Origin of the sequence: Vreelandella neptunia (assembly GCF_000712975.1) — a bacterium.
Taxonomy (GTDB): Bacteria; Pseudomonadota; Gammaproteobacteria; order Pseudomonadales; family Halomonadaceae; genus Vreelandella; species Vreelandella qaidamensis.
Genome location: NZ_JHQL01000001.1, coordinates 115,278 through 135,742 on the forward strand (window position 1 = coordinate 115,278; position 20,465 = coordinate 135,742).

The following is a 20,465-nucleotide window of genomic DNA, read 5'->3' on the forward strand; positions in this document are numbered from 1 at the left end:
GAGGCTGTCGAGTGTAGCAATGATCGGAGGCCCTCTTAATTAGCCAAAAGCTCATTTTTTTACACCTTTTTGACGGCTAACGCCTTAAACGCCATCGATTTTTTACGCAGGCAATCTCTAAGCTCAAGGTGCCAATCAAAGGAGGCACTTCGATGAATATTGCACTGTTGATAATCGCGACCGGCACAGCGGCGTACTTGTTTTACGCGCTAGTTTGCCCCGAGCGTTTTTAGGAGATTGCCATGAACGACATGATCGCCATTTATGCCATCGTGGCATTACTTGGTGTGCCATTGGGGATATATATCGCCCGCGCGCTAAGTACCCAGCCAAGTCGAATAGACACGCTATTCAGAGTGATAGAGACGCCTATTTATCGATTAGCAGGCGTTAATAGTCAAAGCGTGATGACGTGGCAAGTCTATGCGCTAGCCATTTTGAAGCTGCATGTAGGCTTGATACTGCTGGCATGGTTGGTGTTTATGTGTCAGGGCTTGCTGCCCCTGAATCCTGATGGCATACCCGGCATGAAGTGGGATACTGCGCTCCACACAGCGGTATCATTTGCCACCAACACTAACCAGCAGCACTACTCGGGCCAGGCGCAGCTCTCCCATCTAAGTCAAACCTTTGCCATTGTAACGCTGCAGTTTTTAACACCTGCCACGGGGCTCGCTGTACTGGTCGCAATAGCCCGTACCTTGCTTGTCGCTCGGCCTGCGGGAGCGTTAAAAGGGGTTGGTAATTACTACCATGACTTGACCCGTACAGTGGTGCGCGTGATGTTGCCGCTGGCAGCAGTGGTGGCGCTGTTGCTGACCTCGCAAGGAGTGCCTTCCAGCTACCAAGCGGCGCATCAAGTGGAAATGCTGGACTCGCAAGTGGAAGAAGTGCAGTCGATTCCCTTAGGGCCGGTTGCATCTATGGTCGCGATCAAGCAGCTGGGCACCAATGGTGGTGGCTGGTACGGGCCAAACTCTAGCGTTCCGCTTGAAAACCCAACGCCGTTGGCCAATGTGATTGAAACTGCTTCCCTGACGATCATTCCCTTCGCATTACTGATTGCCATTGCACTTATTAGTGGCCGACGCCGATTAATGATGGGCATTGGTGCTGTGATGCTGACGTTCTCGCTGATTTCCACCTCTGTAGTGGTCTCTTCGGAACGTATGCCGAATGCTGCCCTTTCCGAGCTTTCTCAGCCCGGCGCTAATTTGGAAGGCAAAGAACTGCGTTTTGGTACCGATCTTTCCGCTTTATGGGGCAGCTGGACAACACAAACATCGAACGGCTCCGTTAACGCCATGCACGACAGCTTTAACCCCATGGGCGGCATGATGGTGTTGATGGATATGTTTGTGAACGTCACCTTTGGCGGCGTAGGTGTTGGGCTTATTGGCTTCTTTCTATATCTGATGTTGGCGGCTTTTGTTGGCTCATTGATGGTCGGTAGAGCGCCAGAGTTGTTTGGCAAACCGCTTGAAACCCGTGAAATGCGTTGGATCTCGCTAGCAATCCTGGCGCAGCCGTTAGTCATTCTTGGTCTTTCCGCGCTTACCGTAGCGATGCCTAGCGCTGCTGGAACCTCAAACCCTGGTTTCCACGGCCTATCCCAAGTGCTTTACGAATTTACCTCTGCCTTTGCCAATAACGGCTCTGGTTTTGAAGGGCTTGGCGATGATACGCCGTGGTGGAACCTCGCCTGTGTTATTGCACTGATGGTCGGCCGATTCCTGCCCATGTTGGTGCCATTAGCGGTGGCCGGATGGCTGGCAGCGAAGCGCACTGCACCCGCAGGACGCGGCACCTTACCGATGGATAGCCCGGCATTTATGGGATTGACCGCCGGTGTGATTGTAATTGTTAACTTGCTGGGCTTCTTACCGGCGTTAGTGCTTGGCCCGATTGCTGAAGCCGTGACGCAAGGCTTCTAGGAGAAACGAGATGTCACATACTGAGCTTGCTAAACCGCCGCGTCGTCCGCTACCCATTGGCCAGGTCGTCGCTGGGGCTGTGAAAGGACTTGCGCCTCGTCAACTCGCGCGCAACCCGGTGATGGCAGTGGTCGCTATTGGTACCGTCGTGTGCTTTGGGCTGACGCCAGTTGCTTTTGCCCAGGGAGAAAATGGCGGCTTTGCGTTGGCCATCGCGTTGTTGTTACTGGCTACCGTTCTGTTCGCCACGGGGGCCGAGTCGTTGGCAGAGTCACGTGGTAAAGCCCACGCTGGGGCGCTGCGTAAAACCAAGGGAGAGCTGAAGGCGGTTAAGCTGAATGCTGATGGTACGACGAGTAATGTGACGGCCGACTCTCTTCGCAAAGGCGATCGTGTGAAGGTTGTCGCGGGGGAGCTGATTCCCGCCGATGGCGATATCGTTGAAGGGGCTGCCTCGATCAATGAGTCGGCTGTCACCGGTGAGTCTGCACCCGTATTGCGTGAAGCGGGCACTGATAACAGCGGTGTCAGTGCTGGGACCAAAGTGCTGTCGGATCATCTGATTATTGAGGTCAGCGCTAACCCTGGCGAATCGTTGTTAGATCGCATGATTGCCTTGGTAGAAGGCGCCAACCGTCAGAAGACACCTTCCGAACTGGCGCTATCGGTACTCTTGGCCATGCTAACGCTGGTGTTTTTGATCGTGGTGGTCACGTTGGTGCCCATGGCGGCTTTCGTGGGCGTTGAAACCTCCACGGTCATGCTCGTGGCGTTGCTGGTTTGTTTGATTCCTACCACCATTGGTGGCCTCTTGCCCGCTATCGGTATTGCGGGTATGGAGCGCGCTATGCGGGCTAACCTGGTGGCTAAATCCGGTAAGGCCGTCGAGATTGCTGGCAGCATCGACACCTTGCTGCTGGACAAAACCGGCACGATAACGCTTGGCGATCGTCGTGCGACGGAGTTTGCTCCTTGCCAACAGGTTCCGCGTCAACGAGTTCGTGACGTGGCGTTTTTAACGTCCCTGGAAGACCCTACGCCGGAAGGTCGTTCAATTGTGGAGCTAGCCACTGAGCAGGGCGTCGACGTCCAGCTTAGTGAAGAAGCCGATGGTGCAACTTTTGAAGCGTTCAGTGCTGAAACACGCCTGTCAGGTGTTGATCTAACCAGCGGTAAAAAGCTGCGCAAGGGGGCTCCGAATGCTATTGCGGAGTGGGTTAAGGCCCAGGGCGGTGAGATCCCCAGCGATTACGAGCAGGTCATTGCACGTATCTCACGGGATGGTGCAACCCCTATTGCGGTGGCAGAAGGCAAACAGATTTTGGGCGTGGTGGCGCTGTCTGATGTGATTAAAAGCGGTATCGCGGAGAAGTTTGCTGAACTGCGTACCATGGGTATCAAAACCGTAATGATCACGGGCGACAACCCGATTACGGCGTCGGCTATTGCCGCGACGGCAGGCGTGGACGACTACATTGCCGAAGCCACGCCAGAGCGCAAGCTAGCGTTGATTCGCGAAGAGCAGGCCAGTGGTCGCTTGGTTGCCATGGTGGGTGACGGTACTAACGATGCTCCCGCTCTTGCTCAAGCTGATCTAGGGTTGGCAATGAACTCAGGCACCCAGGCAGCCCGTGAAGCGGCCAATATGGTGGATCTGGACTCTGACCCCGGCAAGCTGATTAGTGCGGTGGAAATTGGCAAGCAGTTGCTGGTTACCCGTGGCGCGCTGACGACGTTCTCGCTGGCGAATGATGTGGCTAAATACTTTGTTATTTTGCCCGCACTATTTGCCGCCAGCTTCCCTGCGCTTGGCGTGCTCGACGTGATGAATTTGCACTCGCCGACTACGGCGGTGCTAGCGGCGGTGTTGTTCAACGCGTTAATCATTCCGGCATTGATCCCCTTTGCCTTACGCGGTGTGTCTATAAAAGCGGCATCGGCGACGGAGCTATTGCGTCGAAATCTGCTGATTTATGGCCTGGGCGGGCTGCTGCTGCCATTCCCTGCCATCAAGCTTCTCGACATGCTGATTGCGTTATTTATCTAGGAGAAACGTCATGAATGTGGATATGAAACGCCAGATCGCTGCGAATGACGATGTGCTGCAGGCAAAGGCCTCCTGGGGCCATGCACTTCGCTTTATGGTGGTAATGGCCGTTCTTCTGGGGCTGATTTACCCGCTAGTTACCACAACACTGGGCGGTTGGTTATTCCCCGAGCAGGCCCAAGGTAGTTTGGTTAGAGACGCTTCTGGTCGGGTGGTCGGGTCAAGCTTGGTGTCCCAAACGTTTGTCAGCGATGAGTACTTTATTGGTCGCCCATCGGCGGCGGGCAATGACGCTGGTGGCGTCTCAGGGTCTAATTTGGCGCCGAGTAATGTATCGCTGCGTGAGCGTGCCCAGGCAGATGCAAATGCCATTGCTCAACGCGAAAACGTAAGTGTCGATCAAATCCCGGTCGATCTGATTACCGCGTCTGGGTCAGGTATCGACCCACATATCTCCCCCGAGGCGGCTGAGCTACAGGTTGCAAGAGTAGCGCAAGCACGCGGAATCGACGAAGCTACTGTGACAGAGCTAATTGAGCAAGCACTTGAAAACACAGGCTGGTTGGGCTCGCCGGTGGTGAACGTGTTGCGGCTGAATGTCAGTTTGGATGATCGTTTTCCAGTATCATCAACCATCGCAGCGCCATTAACCCCAGCCTCCGTCACCCCGACGGCTTCAGACACCATGGAGTAAACCAATGTATTCAGCGGATCAGCGACCCGATCCCAATACATTGCTAAAAGCCGCGCGCCGAGAGGCGCGCGGCTGTTTGCGTGTATTTCTGGGAGCCGCGCCCGGTGTCGGTAAAACCTACACCATGCTTCGCACCGCCCGTGAGAGGGCAGAGGAAGGTGAAGATATTGTAATTGGCGTGGTGGAGTCACACGGACGTGCCGATACCGAAGCCTTGTGTGATGGGTTGGCACGGCTTCCGTTAGCGCCTTTAAAGCACCATGGCCGAACCTTCTATGAGTTTGATATTGATGCGGCCCTGGCGCGACGTCCCAGTATTTTGCTGGTGGACGAGCTTGCCCACCGTAATATCCCCGGCAGTCGGCACCCACGCCGTTACCAGGATATTGAAGAGCTGCTGGATGCAGGTATTGATGTATGGACAACCGTTAACGTCCAGCATCTCGAGAGTTTGAATGATGATGTCGCGCGGATTACTGGGATTCGCATGCGTGAAACAGTGCCCGATGCGCTGTTAGAACGTGCCCGCGATGTATCGCTTGTTGATTTAACCCCTGACGAACTCCTTGAGCGCTTAAGACGTGGCAAAGTCTATATACCCGAGCAGGCCCGTGCTGCCATGGAAGGCTACTTTAATGAATCCAATCTCAACGCGCTGCGTGAGCTGGCGATTCAAACTATGGCCGAGCGCGTAGATGCCGATGTGAAGGTGGCAATGGATGCTGGCGGCAGGGCAGGCCCCTGGCCAGTAAGACCGCATCTGTTGGTGGTCATTAATGGAAGTGAAGACGACGTATCGCTGGTTCGCGCGGCTCATCGGATGGCCGAGCGGCGCTTAGCGGTATGGCGAGCGGTTTATGTTGATAAAGGAAGTGTTTCTCCACAGCAGCAACTGGCCGTTGAACAAGTCTTAAGCCTGGTCGCTCGGCTGGGTGGCGATTCAATACGTTTACAAGGGCATAGCCAGCTAAGTGAGATTCTCAACTATGCACGCTCAATTAATGCGACCACTATTGTGGTGGGTCGCGAAGCGAAGCGTCGTTGGTGGAAATGGTCACGGCCACTGGCCCAACGCTTGATGGCGCATGCCGAGGCATTCGATATTGTTGTAGTGGCTAAAGGGGCTGTGAAACAACGCGCCAATCAATGGCAACATGGCTGGAAGCTGCATCCTCCCCAGTTACTGGCCGCTAGCTTGGCGGTGATGGCATCCCTAGGGGTGGCTGTCATGCTGGAGCCCTGGCTTGAGCTAGCTAACTTATCACTAGTGTTTTTAGTGGCCGTACTGTTCAGTGCGGTATGGGCGGGTACCGCGATGGCAATGTTCAGCGCCATCGCGAGCTTTTTAGCATTTAACTTCTTCTTTACCGAGCCGCGTCTCACCTTTGCCATGGTGGAGCGTGGGCAGTTGCTAACGGCAGTATTTTTTTTGCTCGTTGCCGTGGTGGTTGGGCAGCTTGCGGGTAGGGGGCGTCAGCGTTTAATTGCACTGCGTGCTAGCCGCGATCAAACTCAGCTTTTGTTGCGTTATGCCGAACAGCTATCAACCGCGACAGACAGTACCAGTGCAGCAAAAATTGGTGTTGATACATTGGTGCAGTGTTTTGCAGTGCCCACGGTGTTTATTGAAAGCGCCGAAAGCGCGAATGAAGTGCGAGTTGTGTATGCACTGCCAGATTCAGAGCGATTGGACATAGCGGCCAAGCAGGCAGCGGTGTGGAGCTGGCAGCATCAAAAGCCCAGTGGCCAAGGCACCGATACACTGAGCCAGCAGGCTTGGCGTTTAATACCATTGGCAGTGCAGGGAGAAAAAGTAGGGATGATGGCGCTTAAACTGTCGGAAAGCCAAAAAGCGCTCAACCATGAACGAGAGTCGTTAATGGATACGTTAATACGGCAGCTCAGTATGGCGTTAGAACGCACTCGGTTAGTGGCGGAATTGAACACAACCCGTGTCTCTGAAGAGAATGAACGTCTGCGCTCTGCGTTACTCTCATCGGTGTCTCATGACCTACGGACACCGCTCTCTTCTATTATTGGCTCAGCCAGTTCATTGATTGAACTAAAACCGCAGCTAAGCGAGAGCGACCAACGTGAGTTGCTTGATGGCATTTTGTCCGAAAGCGAGCGCCTCAATCGATACATACAAAACTTGTTGGATATGACCCGATTAGGGCACGGCACATTAAAAATTGAGCGGGATTGGGTAGCGTTTGACGACGTTATTAACTCAGCGCTTAAGCGCTTGGGCCAGTCGCTTAAGCATGTCGTTGTCCGCAAGTCTTGGCCTCCTTCGTTACCGCTACTTTATGTCCACCCTGCGCTGGTAGAACAAGCGTTGGTGAATGTCTTAGATAATGCTCAACGTTTTTCACCGCCAGGGGGTGAGTTGAGCATCAAAGCGAACCTTAACGAAGGTGACCCCGAGACGTTGGTGATTACTGTTGAAGATCAAGGCCCGGGCATTTCTCCCGAGCTGCGCGAGCAGGTATTCGATATGTTTTACAGCGGTGGTGATGGCGACAGAAGTGCCCATGGCAGTGGCCTTGGTTTAGCCATATGCCGTGGCATGATTGGTGCTCACGGCGGCACTATTACGGCTGATACCGGCGAAAGTGGGCGAGGCACTGCGATTATTATTACGCTGCAACTGTTAGGGGCAGAGATCAGGAGGGGTGATGAAGAGTGAAGGCAGCGGTCGCATTCTGATTGTTGACGATGAGCAGCAGATTCGGCGTTTTCTGCGTATCAGTCTCGCCTCTCAAGGCTATGGGGTTTTAGAGGCGGAGAACGGTAAGCAGGCATTAGCCATGGTGTATACCCAAGCCCCTGACGTCGTACTGCTCGATTTAGGTTTGCCTGATATGGATGGGCATGAAGTACTGCAGGGGATACGTGAACACAGTACTGTGCCGGTTATTGTGGTATCTGTGCGTGATCGAGAAGAAGAGAAAGTCTTTTCGTTGGATAACGGTGCCAACGATTACGTTACCAAGCCCTTTGGCATTCAAGAGTTACTGGCGCGTATAAGGGCGGTATTGCGCTTGGCCCAAAAGGCTAGGGGAGAGCAAACATCAAGTTACTATGTCAGCCAGGGGTTAGCGATTGATCTGGAACTAAGGCGAGTCACACTACAGCAAGAAGATGTGCATTTAACTCGAAAAGAGTTCGCTGTGTTAGCGCGCCTGTGTCGCTACGCTGGGCGTGTCGTGACGCAGACTCAGTTGTTAAAAGAAATTTGGGGGCCAACGCATGTAGACGATACGCACTATTTACGCATCGTGATTAGTCGCCTGCGGCAGAAACTGGGAGATGACCCACAAACACCCACCCTGCTTCAAACAGAAGCAGGCGTCGGGTATCGGTTATTGGTAGAAGCTGCGCTGCGCCCTGGAACATAGCGTCGTTCTAAGCATGTTAGCGTCGCCAGAACATGGGGGTGAGCAGTACCACGACCGTTAAAATTTCCAGGCGACCCATTAACATACCGATGCACAGTAGCCATTTAGCGGCATCGGGTAGGGTTGCAAAGTTACCTGCCGGGCCAATGGTGTCACCGAGACCAGGGCCTACATTCGCCACCGCAGTGGCCGCACCGGAAAGGGCAGTGACTAAGTCCAAACCCAACGCTGAAAGGCCCAGCGCAAGCACTGCAATCGTAATAAAGAAGAAGAAAGAAAAGGCCACGACGCTACGAGAAATATCGCTAGTCACCGGCTGCTGGTTATAGCGCGTTGTGAAAACACCATTGGCATGAATCAGATAACGCAACTGATTACGCAACATCAGCATAGCGATTTGGAACCGGAAAATCTTCATACCGCCGCTAGTAGAGCCGCTACAGCCACCCATAAACGTAAGATAGAAAAACGCCGCGATAGGTAGTGAACCCCACAGGGTATAGTCGTCGGATGCATAGCCAGTGGTGGTCACGACTGAAATGACGTTAAACGTGACATGGGTGAGTGAGACAAACCAATCATCGCCTTGTAAAACACGCCACGCGCTGAGAATCAAGATCGCTGTTAGCAGCAGTTTTAACAAGCCGCGCACTTGCTGGTCTTTCCAAAGTGCGCTGCGGGATGTGCGAATAAAGCGAATATACAAGACAAACGGTAGCGCACCACTGAGCATAAAAAAGCTACCCATCCACAACAACCACGGCTGCTCAGCGTAGGCACCAAACGATGCGTCAGAGTTGGCAAAGCCCCCGGTCGCCAGCGATGTCATTCCATGTACAACGGCATCTAGAGGGTGCATTCCTCCTGCCCAGTAGCTCAGCATCGCTACTAGTGTCAGCCCCACGTAGATACTTAGCGTCGCTTTCGCAATGCCGCCCGTACGGGGCATTACTTTATCGGACCAGTCAGAAGATTCAGTGTGGAATAGCCGCATGCCGCCTACTTTAAGAAACGGCAGAATGGCGATGCCCATGACGATAATGCCGATACCGCCCATCCACTGCATTAAGCCTCGCCACAGTTTTAGACCGTCGGATAAATCTTCGATCCCAGATAATATGGTTGACCCGGTGGTGGTAATCGCCGAGACGGACTCAAAGACTGCATTAGTGACACTAAGTTGGGGCGCACCTAAGATAAGCGGCAGGCTGGCAAAACAGCTAATGCTGGTCCAGCTGCCAGCCGTTAATATAAACATTTGCCAGGGCTTTAGTTCCAGCGAAACACGGCGGGTGAGCAGCCAAGTAATAAGCGTGGCGCTCAGAATAATTAAAAGAGACATCCCAAACGCGGGGGCGTCCGGATCTTTTTCAATAACCAGAACAATCCATGGCAGCGTCATAAACATGGCAAGCACTAACCATAACACTGCCATAATTTTAAAAATTTGCGCCCAATTGCGGTAAGCGTCTCGATAGTAAATCCCGCTGGGAAAGATGGTCATAGATCCGCTCTTAAATTGCCCTAATGTTTATCGCGATATAACACCATGGCAACCACAAAAAGTCCGTAAAATTTCTCTAAAAAAATACTCAAGTGATGAACTTAGTGATGAAAAAAACCGGCCCCATTAATGGAGCCGGTGACGAGCAAGGTGCTCAAGCGAGGAAGCGGGAGTGGTGTACTGAGTAGTTAAATCCAGAAATTTAGCCTTTGACGCCCCCAGCGGTTAATCCGCCAATAATCCAGCGCTGACAGATCAAAAACGCGACGGTAATGGGCAGGCCGGAAAGCACCGCGGCAGCGGCAAAGTTGCCCCAGCGCTGGTTGTGGTCGGCAAGGTATTGCTGGGCGCCGACCGCCAAAGTGAGTTTGTGCTCATCCACCAGAAGCACTGAGGCCATGGGGTATTCCATAATGCTCATGACAAAAGCCAGAATGAAAACCACCATCAAAATGGGAATCGACAGCGGCAGCAGGATGTAGCGGAACGCCTGCCAAGTGCTGGCGCCGTCGACCATGGCGGCTTCTTCCAGCGAGCCATCAATCGACTCAAAGTAGCCTTTAATGGTCCATATATGCAGCGCGACCGCGCCCAGTGATGCCACGATCAGTGCGCCGTGGGTGTTGATGCCTAACCAGCCAACAAACTGTCCCAGTCGGTCGAACAGGGCGTAGAGCGCCACCAGTGACAGCACCGCGGGGAACATCTGGAAAATCAGCATGCCTTTCAAAAGCGGTTCTTTACCTTTAAAGCGCATGCGTGCAAAGGCGTAAGCGCTCGTCGTCGCTAGCATTAAAATCAGCACGGAAGATACCACTGCCACTTTTATGGAGTTCCACAGCCACAACAACACGGGAAAGGGCGGTTGAACAATGCTGCCATCCGGGCGTTCCCAAGGGATTCCCAGCGCTAGTGACCAGTGTTCCAACGAGAAATTGTTGGGAATTAAGCTGCCAGAGGCAAAGTTACCCTCGCGAAATGAGATTGAAATCACCAGTAGCAGTGGGAAGACGATTAGCGAAACAAAGCAGATCAAAGCAAGGTGGGCGCCTAAGCGACGCGCTCCCACCGAGCGGGGTTGAACCATGGCCATAAGTAACCTCCTAAACCTTAACCTTGGAAAGGCGCAAATTAAGCATCGACATACCCGCAACCAAAAGGAAAATAAGCGTTGCGATGGCGGCTGCCAGCCCAAAGTTCTGTCCGGCATCCTGGAAGGCAATGCGGTAGGTGTAGCTGACCAAAAGATCGGTGGTGCCTGCTGGCGTACTTGCGCCCAAAATGTCAGGGTTGCCGCCGGTTAATAGCGCAATCAGCACAAAGTTATTGAAGTTAAAGGCAAAGGCGGCAATTAACAGGGGGGTTAGCGGTTTAATAATCAGCGGCAGGGTAATCTTGAACAGGTTGGTAATGGGGCCGCCGCCATCTACCGCCGAGGCTTCGTAGAGGTCTTGGGGAATGGCTTGGATTAGCCCCATGCACAGCAGCAGCATATAGGGGTAGCCCAGCCACGTATTAACAATCAGCAGCATGGAACGCGCCAGCCACGGGTCGGTGAACCACTCTGGCCGAACGCCAAACAGCGTGTCCAGAATCATATTCACTTCACCGAAGTGCTGATTAAACATGCCTTTAAAAATCAGGATGGAGATAAAGGCGGGCACGGCGTAGGGAAGAATTAACAGCGTGCGATAAATGGCTTTGCCTTTCAGTTGATCCCACTGCAACAGTGATGCTAATACAAAGCCAACAGCCAGGGTGAAGACCACCGTCAGTGCGGCAAAGACAAAGGTCCACACAAAAATTTGCATGAAGGGACCGCGAATGTCGGGATCGGTGAATATCTTCGTGTAGTTGGTAAACCCTACATTGACTGGCCATCCTGGCGTGATTCTTTCGCCGTTATCAGTGACAAAAAATCCGATAGCGGGGTCGGGTGTAAGAACGCGGTCATCGCGGCGATCATAAAGTGTGCCATCTTCACGAGCTTCATAGCGATCCACCATAGGTGCAAACTGGCGTAATCCTGCCATGCGCAGCTCCGCGCCATTAGGTGTCAGCAGCCTAAGTTCTTGCAGAGAATCACGAGCTTGAATAATAGCGCGCATTCCCAGTGGCTCCTGGGCTGGTGAAGCGTCTACTGCCTGAATGCCTATTTGACGGGTCTCGTGATTGTCAAAGTTGAGCGGTGAGGAAACGAAGCGCTGTGGCGTGTCTGCCTCACTGTTTTCCAGGTATAAGCGGACAAGCTCACCTTCTTGGTAAAGCGTTAGGTCAAACGCGTTGCCTTCCTGTTGGTAGGTTTGGCTCATTAGCTGGCCGCGCACGCGCTCTTCCGATAGCAAGTTGCTTGAGCTGTAATTACTAAAGCTAATGCCGATGGTGTAAAGCAGCGGGAAAATAACAAATACACCAAGCCCCGCTATGGCAGGAAAAATATAGCGGTGGCTCATTAGCGTGCGTTTGGTAAACACCACACCCAGTGAGGCGCCCAGCACTAGAAAGAGCAGCGCGAACATCCACTGGCCGTTGAGGTGAAAAGCAAGCACTAACCAAAGAAGCGCGATGACCAACGTGGCAATAACGCAGCGAAGTGCCCAGCGTGTGTAACGTTCGGTGAGATGGCGAGAGCGATGGCGGGGAAGGCCACGAGAGGCGTTAGTGGTATACATGACGATATCCTGCAGGCTGCCCGGTGGCGATTGCCACCGGGCAGAAGGGCAAAAAAAGGCTACTGGCGCATACGGCGTGCGGCGGCGTCCAGCGCTTCTTGTGGGGTCTGGCGCCCGCTACCGATGTTCTGCAGGGCGGGCTCCATGGCTGCCCAGAAAGCACCCATTTCAGGAATGTTTGGCATGGGCATACCGACTTCAGCATTTTCAAGCGTCGCGGCAATGTTGGGGTTATCAGCAAGTTCAGCCTGATAATCTATATGGGCGACCGCTCCCAGTGAGCCGTCGCTGTTGAATGTGTGCATGCCCTCTTCGCTAAGCAGGTAGTTTTCTAAAAACTCCACGGCGAGAAAATCATTGGGTGTGGCGGAGTTAATCATTGCCGTCATCACGCCAAACATGGGTTTAGCACGTTCATCCCCCACTTTCGGGAGTAGTGCGACGCCGTAGTCAATTCCGCTACGCTCAAGGTTCGGCCAGGCCCATGGGCCGCTAATCATGGTAGCGACTTCGCCTTGATTAAATCGGGTGTCCATCAAGTTGTAATCAGTGCCGCGGGGTAATACATCACTTTCGATCAGCTCAACCAACAGTTCTGCCCCTTGTAGGGCTCCTTCGTTGTTAACGCCTATATCGCTGACATCATAGCCGCTGTCAGTCTGCTTGAAAGGGTAGCCGCCGTTGGCTGCAAGCAATGTCCAGCCGTAATAAGGTTCGCTGTAATCAAATAAGATGGCCTTTTTGCCGTCTTGAGATAGCGTTTCGTCAAGCTCCATCAGTTCGGCAAAACTTTCTGGCGGTGTTTCTACTAGGGCTTTGTTATAAATGAGGCCCAATGACTCTACCGATATCGGGTAGCCGTAGGTGTCGCCATTCCACAGCGCAGCCTCCCAGGTGAAGTCGTAAAACGCCTCGCGGAAGCTGTCACTAGGGGCGACTTGCTTCAATAAGCCGCTTTGTGCCCACTCGCCCATGCGGTCGTGAGCCCAGATGACGATGTCTGGCCCTTGTCCACTCCCCGCCGCCTGCTGAAAACGGTCGGTAAGATTATCGGGAAAGATCACCTCAACTTCGATGCCTGTTTCTTCAAGAAACTGCTCGGCAACTGCGCGTATGCCTTCCTGGCCTTTATTATCACCCATCCAGATAGTCAGGCGATCATCCTCAAAGGCAACGGCGGGCAGGGTGGCACTGGCAGCCAGCGTGGCGGCTAGCAGCGGCATCATGATGGGTCGATACATTGCCATAGCGTGAATACCTCATTGTTGTTGTCGTAGAGTGCTGCGAACATTTTGATGAGCAGCGCTTTCGTCAGTGCCAGCGTCGCCAATTACGCGCAATGTCACCTCATCCTCAGGGGGCGTAGCGATGGCGTATCTAAGGGGCGTAGAGTGGAATAAAAGGTAACAATAAAGAGGTAAAACAGTGGGTAGCGGTATGGGCATAACGCAGTAAAAGAGCTAAATGGCAGTAAAAAAAGCAAATGGGAAGGCAGCGTTACTTTTTTGTAGTAAAATTACATCAAATATTGCGTATAATGCCCTTTATCAGATAGATTTTAGGTAATCTAACTACATTAGATCATCTAATTATAAATAGGAGCTGAGATGAGCCAGTCACATTCCCCGCTGGGCGATCAGAATCACGCTATCGATTTAGCGCTGTTTGGGGCGCTGGGCGATCTTGCGATGCGCAAGCTGTTTCCTGCGCTTTATCATCTTGACCGTGAAGGCCTGATGCCCGAAAGCACGCGTATTATGGGGCTGGCGCGTCAAGAACATGATAGTGCGGCGTTTCGACAATTGGTAAATGGTGCACTGCAAAAGCGACTGAACAAGGATGAACAGGATAAAGAGAGTCTCGAACGCTTTCTAAACCGGCTTGACTACTGCCAGCTGGATTTTAAAAAAGCCGAGGGTTTTGAGCAAATACGCCAGTGGCGAGAAGGCTCTGATCGACCCATGGTGATTTATTTATCCGTTGCCGCAATGATCTACGGTGATATTTGCCGCAATCTTGAGGCGAGTGGCAGCCTGGATGAGCAGACGCGGGTAATCGTCGAGAAACCTATTGGCTACGATCTAGTGTCATCGCAAGAAGTTAACGATGCGATCGGGGCGGTTTTTCCTGAGTCACGTATTTACCGTATTGACCACTATTTGGGTAAAGAAACGGTACAAAACCTGATAGCTTTGCGCTTTGCTAACCCGCTGTTTGGGACGCAATGGAACCAAAACCACATTTCCCATGTGGAAATTACCGTCGCAGAAAAGGTCGGCATTGAAGGGCGCTGGGGCTACTTCGATGATGCAGGACAGCTACGCGATATGGTGCAAAACCACTTGCTGCAGCTGCTTTGCTTGATTGCCATGGATCCGCCTTCCAACCTGGATGCGGATGCTATTCGGGATGAAAAGGTAAAAGTGCTTAAAGCGCTTAAACCTTTCACTGGCGATGCGCTGGGGCGTGACGTGGTACGTGGTCAGTATATAGCAGGTACCCACGATGGCCAGCCGGTGCCGGGGTACTTAGAAGAAGAGGGTGCGAATACCGAAAGCCGAACCGAAACCTTTGTGGCAATGAAAACTGAGGTTTCCAACTGGCGCTGGGCAGGCGTGCCGTTTTACCTGCGTACCGGTAAGCGCATGCCCGAAAAACTGTCCCAAATCGTGATTCATTTCCGCCAGCAGCCACACTATATTTTCGATCCTGATCAGCGGGGAATTGCCTCGAACAAACTGATCATTCGCCTGCAGCCGGATGAAGGGATTGCGCTGCAGGTACTCACCAAAGACAGCGGTTTGGATAAAGGCATGCGTCTGCGTCCTGGCCCGTTGCACCTGGACTTTAACAGCGCATTTCCGAAGTCACGTATTCCCGATGCCTATGAGCGCTTGCTACTGGAAGTCATGAAAGGCCAACAGTATCTGTTCGTGCGCCGTGACGAAGTGGAGCACGCTTGGCGCTGGTGTGACCAGCTTATCGACGGCTGGAAAAAACGTGACACGCCGCCGCGTCGTTATCCGGCAGGTTCTTGGGGGCCAGTCGCCTCCATCGCCATGATTACCCAAGATGGTCGCAGTTGGTACGAGGATTATTAATATGAGCAACGTACGTCAAGCGCTGGCGGAACAGCTGGCGGAAGCGGTATTCCAGGCATTGGCCGAAGACTTGACTCGCCAAGAACGTGCGCTACTAGTCGTATCGGGTGGCTCTACGCCGGTGCCATTTTTTAAAGCCTTGGCAGCTAAGCCGCTGCCTTGGTCGCGCATTGACATTACCCTGGCCGATGAGCGCTGGGTGGATGAACAAAGTAGCGACAGTAACGCCAAACTGGTGCGCGAGAACCTGCTCCAAGGAGCGGCCGCGAACGCCAACTTTGTACCGTTGACCTCTGATGCCTCAACGCCTGAAGAGGGGGTTGAGGAGGTTGCCAAGCGTACGGCGTCTCTATCCTGGCCTGCCAGCGTGGTGATCCTGGGAATGGGGGGCGATGGTCATACGGCGTCGCTGTTCCCCGACAGCCTAGAGCTTGGCTTAGCGCTCTCTACCGATGAGCCGCTTGTCGCGGTACGCACGCCCAGTCAGCCGCAGCCGCGTATCACTTTCTCGGCAGGTCGCCTTCATCAGGCGCATCGCCATATTTTGCATATTACCGGCGATGATAAGCGCAGCGTATTGGCAAACGCCATGAACGGAGATGACGTTCGTAAGCTGCCTATTCGCGCGTTTTTATCTTGCCCGTTAGCGATCTATTGGGCGCCGTAACGCCTAGGCTTTCGCCAATAAAACGTTTGCCAGTAAAAATTGCTTGGAGACTCACTGATGACAATCGATAAACAGCTACCCTCAACGCGCACCGCCGAGCTTGATAGCATTTGCTTAAAAGCTGAGGTCATTCCGGTTATTACCATTGAGCGTCTTGAAGATGCGGTACCGCTGGGTCGTGCCTTAGTCGAAGGCGGTTTAACGGTATTGGAAATTACTTTACGTACCGACTGCGCACTGGAGGCCGTCAAACGTATGCGTGAAGCGCTGCCGGGTGCCAGCATTGGTGTAGGAACCGTGTTAACACCCGCGCAATACCGCCAAGCTGAGCAGGTAGGTGCAGATTTTGTGGTAACGCCTGGTGCGACAGAGGCACTTTATCGCTACGGCGTAGAGAGCCCGGTGCCGATGTTGCCCGGTGTGTCAACGATCTCAGAGCTAATGACTGGCTGGCAGTATGGCTATCGCCGCTTCAAGTTCTTCCCGGCGGAGTCCAGCGGCGGCGCAAAAGCCATTAAAGCCTTTGGTGCACCGATTCCCGAAGCACGTTTTTGCCCAACCGGCGGTATCACGGTCGATAACGCTGACACCTATCTCTCACTGCCTAACGTGATGTGTGTCGGCGGTTCCTGGTTAACGCCAAAAGCCATGGTAGAAGCGGAAGATTGGGACGGTATTCGCGAATTGGCCCGTCAGGCCGCTGAGCGTTTTCACCACTAATGAATACGATGTAAATCGACACGAGCACTCTCGTTACTTGCCACGCTGATATCGGGTCGTGTGCGCAAGTCATTTGCCCGAGCATATTGCCATGCTCGGGCTTTTTTATGCGTTTCACCTAACGGTGTAGGGCAATAAGGAGCAAAGCGTGATAGCCTCAACTTAATCGATTAAGTAAAGGTTTTTAACAGTGAGTCTCGTCGAATTTTCTCCTCTCAGGCCAGCGCTGCATTTTACTCCGCCGATGGGGTGGATGAATGACCCCAACGGACTCGTATATTTCGAGGGGGAGTATCACCTTTTTTATCAATACCACCCCCATGACACGGTATGGGGGCCCATGCACTGGGGGCATGCGGTAAGCACAGATCTTTGCCGCTGGGAACACTTGCCTATTGCACTGGCGCCAGACGCCCAAGGGGCGTGTTTTTCAGGCAGTGCCATTGTGGATGAACATGATGTGACGGGGCTGTTTGACGGCCAGCCGGGGCTGCTGGCGTTTTATACCTGTCACCGAGTGCTTTCTGATGACCCTGAAGATTATGAGCAGTCACAGTGTTTGGCTTATAGCCGCGACAAGGGGCGTACCTGGCAGCGTTATGCAAGCAACCCTGTGCTACCCGCGCCAGGATTTAAAGATTTTCGCGACCCAAAGGTGGTGTGGCATGCCGCTACCCAGCGTTGGGTAATGGCGCTGGCCTGTGGGCAGGAAATTCATTTTTACACCTCGGAAAATCTGTTGGACTGGCAGTTTGCCAGTGCGTTTGGCGAGGACCATGGGGCGCATACTCAGCACCCATGGGAGTGCCCCGATTTGTTCGAACTGCCTGTAGAGGGCGCTAAAAACGGCCAGGCGACTAGCCGGTGGGTGTTAATCGTGGGCATTGGTGCTACGCCAGATAATGCCTTTGGCTCATTCACGCACTATTTCGTGGGGGAGTTCGACGGCCAGCGTTTTACGAACGACCACTCGCCTGATGACGTCATGATGATGGATGAAGGGCGTGATTTTTACGCCGTGCAGAGCTGGTCGAATACTTCGGGGCGTCGTTTAGCCGTGGCTTGGCTGAATAATTGGCAGTATGCCAATCATGCGCCTGAAGCCGGCTGGCGGGGAATGATGAGCCTACCCAGAGAGCTAACCCTGCGCGCGACATCGAGCGGCATTCGGCTTTGCCAGCGTATCGCCAGCGAGTGCCATGAGGCGCTGACAGCTGTACCGCAGTCTATGCCACCACAGGCGATGTTGGATGTTGGGCAATATAGCGTCTTAACCTCGTTGCCATCGGTAAGTCGTGGTTTGCTTGAACTGACCTTAGCGGCTGGCAGCCGAGTAGTGCTGTCGCTTCAGCAGGGAGATCATCAACAGCTTACTCTTGACGCGGGAGAGGAGGACGTTGCACTTCGTTACACGCGTAACGGCGTGAATGGACAAGCAGCTTTCGATGACCATTTCGCCTGTGACCATGCAGCGGGCAGCGTTGATGGTTTAACGATCAAAGTAGAGTGGTGGTGTGATCATGGCTCGCTGGAGATCCTGGTTAACGGCGCGACGCAGCAACGAGCGATTTCCCAGGTTAGCTTTACACAAGCCAAAGGCTCGGTTGATGTGAGTGTCTTGGAAGGCAGTATAAGCTTGCTGGAGGGCAGTGTGGTATCGAGTAAAGAAGCGGTAGCGCAAGAGTAGGTAGCCAGTTCTTGTACTAATTAGCGCGCTAGTAGGATGTAGAGTGTAAATGGGTTTTAGCGTGTAAGTGGGATTTAGCGTGTAAGTAAGATGCGTGATTAAGGGCGTGCTGTTGCACGCCCTTTTTTGCTACAGGCGTTATGTATTTCACAGACGTTACGTATTTCTTAGCGCTTCAATATCACTATGGGTCGGCAGTGCGGCGTAAGCGCCTGGGCGGGTCACTGCGTGAGCGCCACAGCGGCAGGCAATCTCCACCGCGCGGGTTAAAAAGGCACTGTCCTGGTACCAGTTCTCATCTATGCCGTGCCGTGATAACTCAGCCAGCAGGCCGCCAATAAACGCATCACCGCCAGCGGTTGTGTCAACAGCGGTTACCTGGGGCGGCGTGATGGTGTGGTCAAGGCCAACACCTTTCAGCACCACGTTGTTAGGGCCGTCGGTGATTAAAATGACCTTTACCCCGGCGGCGAGCCGCTGAGATAACCACGCTTCTTGAGAATGCCCGCCACGAAGATAATCAAGCTCCTCCAGTGAGACTTTAACGAGATCGGCGCAATCCAATAGCTCGGTTACCCGCCACACATCCGCTGACCCTTCAGCCCACAAATTATGACGGAGGTTGGCATCCACGCTGACTAAACAGCCTGCGCGCTTCGCCATAGCGGCAATCGCTAAGGTGGTATCGGCAATCTCGGGGTCAGTCAAACTGTTGCTGCACAAGTGAACAATCGCCGGTTGTTCAAACACGCCCTGGGGCAGGTGCTCTAGGCGATAGAGCAGGTCGGCCGCCGGTGGGCGATAAAAATCAAAGGTGCGCTCGCCGCTGCTATCCCGGGAAACAAACGCCAGCGCAGTACGTGCTTCTTTGGTCAGCACCACGCCCTGGGTATCTACCCCATGGCTTTTCAGCTCACGAATCAGGAAGTGGCCAAACGTATCGTCACCCACCATGCCTAAAAACTGGCTGGGTACGTTAAGTCGCGCGCAGGCAACCGCGACGTTAGCAGGCGCGCCCCCCGCGTATGGCGTGAAGGTTTCCTGGCCAGTGTCATCGCCTAAGCGGCTGGACAGCATATCAACCAAGGCTTCACCAAAAGCAATCACCGGCGTCATAAGTCATTCCTTGTCATTATATTATTAATTGATGAAGGGATTACGCGACGCAGTGGCCTCGCGCGGCCTCTAACAGCTCGTACCACGTCTCTCTTGAAAGCATCTCAGGCCCGTTGAGCATGTCAGCAATACGCTCAGGTTTTACACTGCCCACAACGGGAGCCGGCCGGCTAGGCAGTGACCGCAACCAAGCCAGCGCTAATGCGTTAGGGGTGCAGTTTTGCTCTTGGGCGACGCGGTTAAGCACGTTACCGACGTCGCCTTGCATGAGTGTGCCGCCCGCGAGCGGTGACCACGCCATCGGCGAATGGCCGTCGGCGCAAAGATCATCAAAACTGCCGTCAAACAGCGGTGCGTTATGGCTAATAGAAAGTTCGATTTGGTTGGCGCGTAAAGGATGGTGCATAGCGTTTTGCAGCCTACGCCACTGGCTTGGCAAATGGTTCGAAATACCCGCAGCGCCAATTTTACCTGCATCGATAGCGTCATCCAGGGCACGGCCAGTCGCTTCTGCGTTCATTAATAGGTCGGGGCGATGAATTAAAAAATGCTCGATGCGCTCGATGCCCAAGCGACCCAGTGCGGCATCAATCGCCTTATTCAAATAGGCAGGGCTGGCGTTATAGTGCTTTATCTTGCCAGAGCCGTGGGCTGGGTTATCGTTGGCGATGCTCGCTTTGGTCACCACCTTAAGTCGTTTCGCTAACCCAGGGCGCGTGCGCAGCGCTTGACCAAATAGTGTCTCGCAAGCACCGCTGCCATAAATGTCGGCATGGTCGAACCAGTGCAACCCCTGCTCGATACGGGCTTCGATCCAGTCGGCAAGATGATTCGCCTGGTGCATCTCTGGTGCTTCATGCAGGCGCATCATGCCGAGAACAAAGGGCGCATCGAAAGTGTGAGCAGGCATGGTCATCCCTAA

At 53.5% G+C, this 20,465-nt stretch carries 16 protein-coding genes; 10 read left to right on the top strand and 6 right to left on the bottom strand.

Annotation, left to right across the window (positions count from 1 at the left end; translation table 11 throughout):
* The first annotated feature begins 152 nt into the window (after window positions 1–152).
* The 6 genes from kdpF to CR46_RS0100520 are packed head-to-tail and all read left to right on the top strand — an operon-like array spanning window position 153 to window position 8,076.
* Complete coding sequence (kdpF, locus tag CR46_RS18670) at window positions 153–233, top strand: K(+)-transporting ATPase subunit F (protein WP_083003017.1); 81 nt, start codon at window positions 153–155, stop codon at window positions 231–233.
* A gap of 9 nt (window positions 234–242) precedes the next feature.
* Window positions 243–1,934, top strand: a complete 1,692-nt coding sequence (gene kdpA / locus CR46_RS0100500; protein WP_030069040.1) for a potassium-transporting ATPase subunit KdpA — start codon at window positions 243–245, stop codon at window positions 1,932–1,934.
* Between the two features lie 10 nt (window positions 1,935–1,944).
* Window positions 1,945–3,981 (top strand): potassium-transporting ATPase subunit KdpB, encoded by a 2,037-nt coding sequence (gene kdpB, locus CR46_RS0100505; RefSeq protein WP_030069042.1) that lies wholly within the window; start codon window positions 1,945–1,947, stop codon window positions 3,979–3,981.
* A 10-nt stretch (window positions 3,982–3,991) separates the two neighbouring features.
* Complete coding sequence (gene kdpC, locus CR46_RS0100510) at window positions 3,992–4,675, top strand: potassium-transporting ATPase subunit KdpC (protein ID WP_232222322.1); 684 nt, start codon at window positions 3,992–3,994, stop codon at window positions 4,673–4,675.
* Window positions 4,676–4,679: 4 nt separating this feature from the next.
* Window positions 4,680–7,364: a sensor histidine kinase gene (locus CR46_RS0100515; protein ID WP_030069045.1), complete on the top strand. Its 2,685-nt coding sequence runs from the start codon at window positions 4,680–4,682 to the stop codon at window positions 7,362–7,364.
* Window positions 7,354–8,076: a response regulator gene (locus CR46_RS0100520; RefSeq protein ID WP_030069046.1), complete on the top strand. Its 723-nt coding sequence runs from the start codon at window positions 7,354–7,356 to the stop codon at window positions 8,074–8,076. Before CR46_RS0100515 ends, CR46_RS0100520 begins: the two co-directional genes overlap by 11 nt.
* A gap of 16 nt (window positions 8,077–8,092) precedes the next feature.
* On the opposite strand, the gene CR46_RS0100525 is transcribed toward CR46_RS0100520, so the two are convergent.
* The 4 genes from CR46_RS0100525 to malE form a co-directional block, all read right to left on the bottom strand.
* On the bottom strand, window positions 8,093–9,580 hold the full coding sequence (locus CR46_RS0100525) for a TrkH family potassium uptake protein (protein ID WP_030069048.1): 1,488 nt from the start codon (window positions 9,578–9,580) through the stop codon (window positions 8,093–8,095).
* Window positions 9,581–9,782: 202 nt separating this feature from the next.
* Window positions 9,783–10,673, bottom strand: a complete 891-nt coding sequence (gene malG / locus CR46_RS0100530) for a maltose ABC transporter permease MalG (RefSeq protein ID WP_030069051.1) — start codon at window positions 10,671–10,673, stop codon at window positions 9,783–9,785.
* 10 nt (window positions 10,674–10,683) lie between these two features.
* A complete protein-coding gene (gene malF / locus CR46_RS0100535) occupies window positions 10,684–12,252 on the bottom strand; it encodes a maltose ABC transporter permease MalF (protein ID WP_030069053.1) in 1,569 nt (522 codons plus the stop codon).
* A 59-nt stretch (window positions 12,253–12,311) separates the two neighbouring features.
* Window positions 12,312–13,499, bottom strand: a complete 1,188-nt coding sequence (malE, locus tag CR46_RS0100540) for a maltose/maltodextrin ABC transporter substrate-binding protein MalE (RefSeq protein ID WP_030069055.1) — start codon at window positions 13,497–13,499, stop codon at window positions 12,312–12,314.
* Between the two features lie 360 nt (window positions 13,500–13,859).
* On the opposite strand from malE, the gene zwf reads away from it, so the two are divergent.
* The 4 genes from zwf (at window position 13,860) to CR46_RS0100560 (ending at window position 18,427) form a co-directional block, all read left to right on the top strand.
* On the top strand, window positions 13,860–15,353 hold the full coding sequence (zwf, locus tag CR46_RS0100545; RefSeq protein ID WP_030069058.1) for a glucose-6-phosphate dehydrogenase: 1,494 nt from the start codon (window positions 13,860–13,862) through the stop codon (window positions 15,351–15,353).
* Between the two features lies 1 nt (window position 15,354).
* Window positions 15,355–16,020: a 6-phosphogluconolactonase gene (gene pgl, locus CR46_RS0100550; protein WP_030069060.1), complete on the top strand. Its 666-nt coding sequence runs from the start codon at window positions 15,355–15,357 to the stop codon at window positions 16,018–16,020.
* 57 nt (window positions 16,021–16,077) lie between these two features.
* Complete coding sequence (locus CR46_RS0100555) at window positions 16,078–16,740, top strand: bifunctional 4-hydroxy-2-oxoglutarate aldolase/2-dehydro-3-deoxy-phosphogluconate aldolase (protein WP_030069062.1); 663 nt, start codon at window positions 16,078–16,080, stop codon at window positions 16,738–16,740.
* Window positions 16,741–16,930: 190 nt separating this feature from the next.
* Complete coding sequence (locus CR46_RS0100560) at window positions 16,931–18,427, top strand: glycoside hydrolase family 32 protein (protein WP_232222323.1); 1,497 nt, start codon at window positions 16,931–16,933, stop codon at window positions 18,425–18,427.
* Between the two features lie 156 nt (window positions 18,428–18,583).
* Here CR46_RS0100560 and CR46_RS0100565 read toward each other — a convergent pair whose 3' ends face one another.
* Both CR46_RS0100565 and CR46_RS0100570 read right to left on the bottom strand, forming a co-directional pair.
* The gene (locus CR46_RS0100565; RefSeq protein WP_030069066.1) at window positions 18,584–19,543 is read right to left on the bottom strand and encodes a carbohydrate kinase family protein; all 960 of its coding nucleotides are present in this window, start codon (window positions 19,541–19,543) and stop codon (window positions 18,584–18,586) included.
* Window positions 19,544–19,583: 40 nt separating this feature from the next.
* Complete coding sequence (locus CR46_RS0100570; RefSeq protein ID WP_030069067.1) at window positions 19,584–20,453, bottom strand: aldo/keto reductase; 870 nt, start codon at window positions 20,451–20,453, stop codon at window positions 19,584–19,586.
* Between the last annotated feature and the right edge of the window lie 12 nt (window positions 20,454–20,465).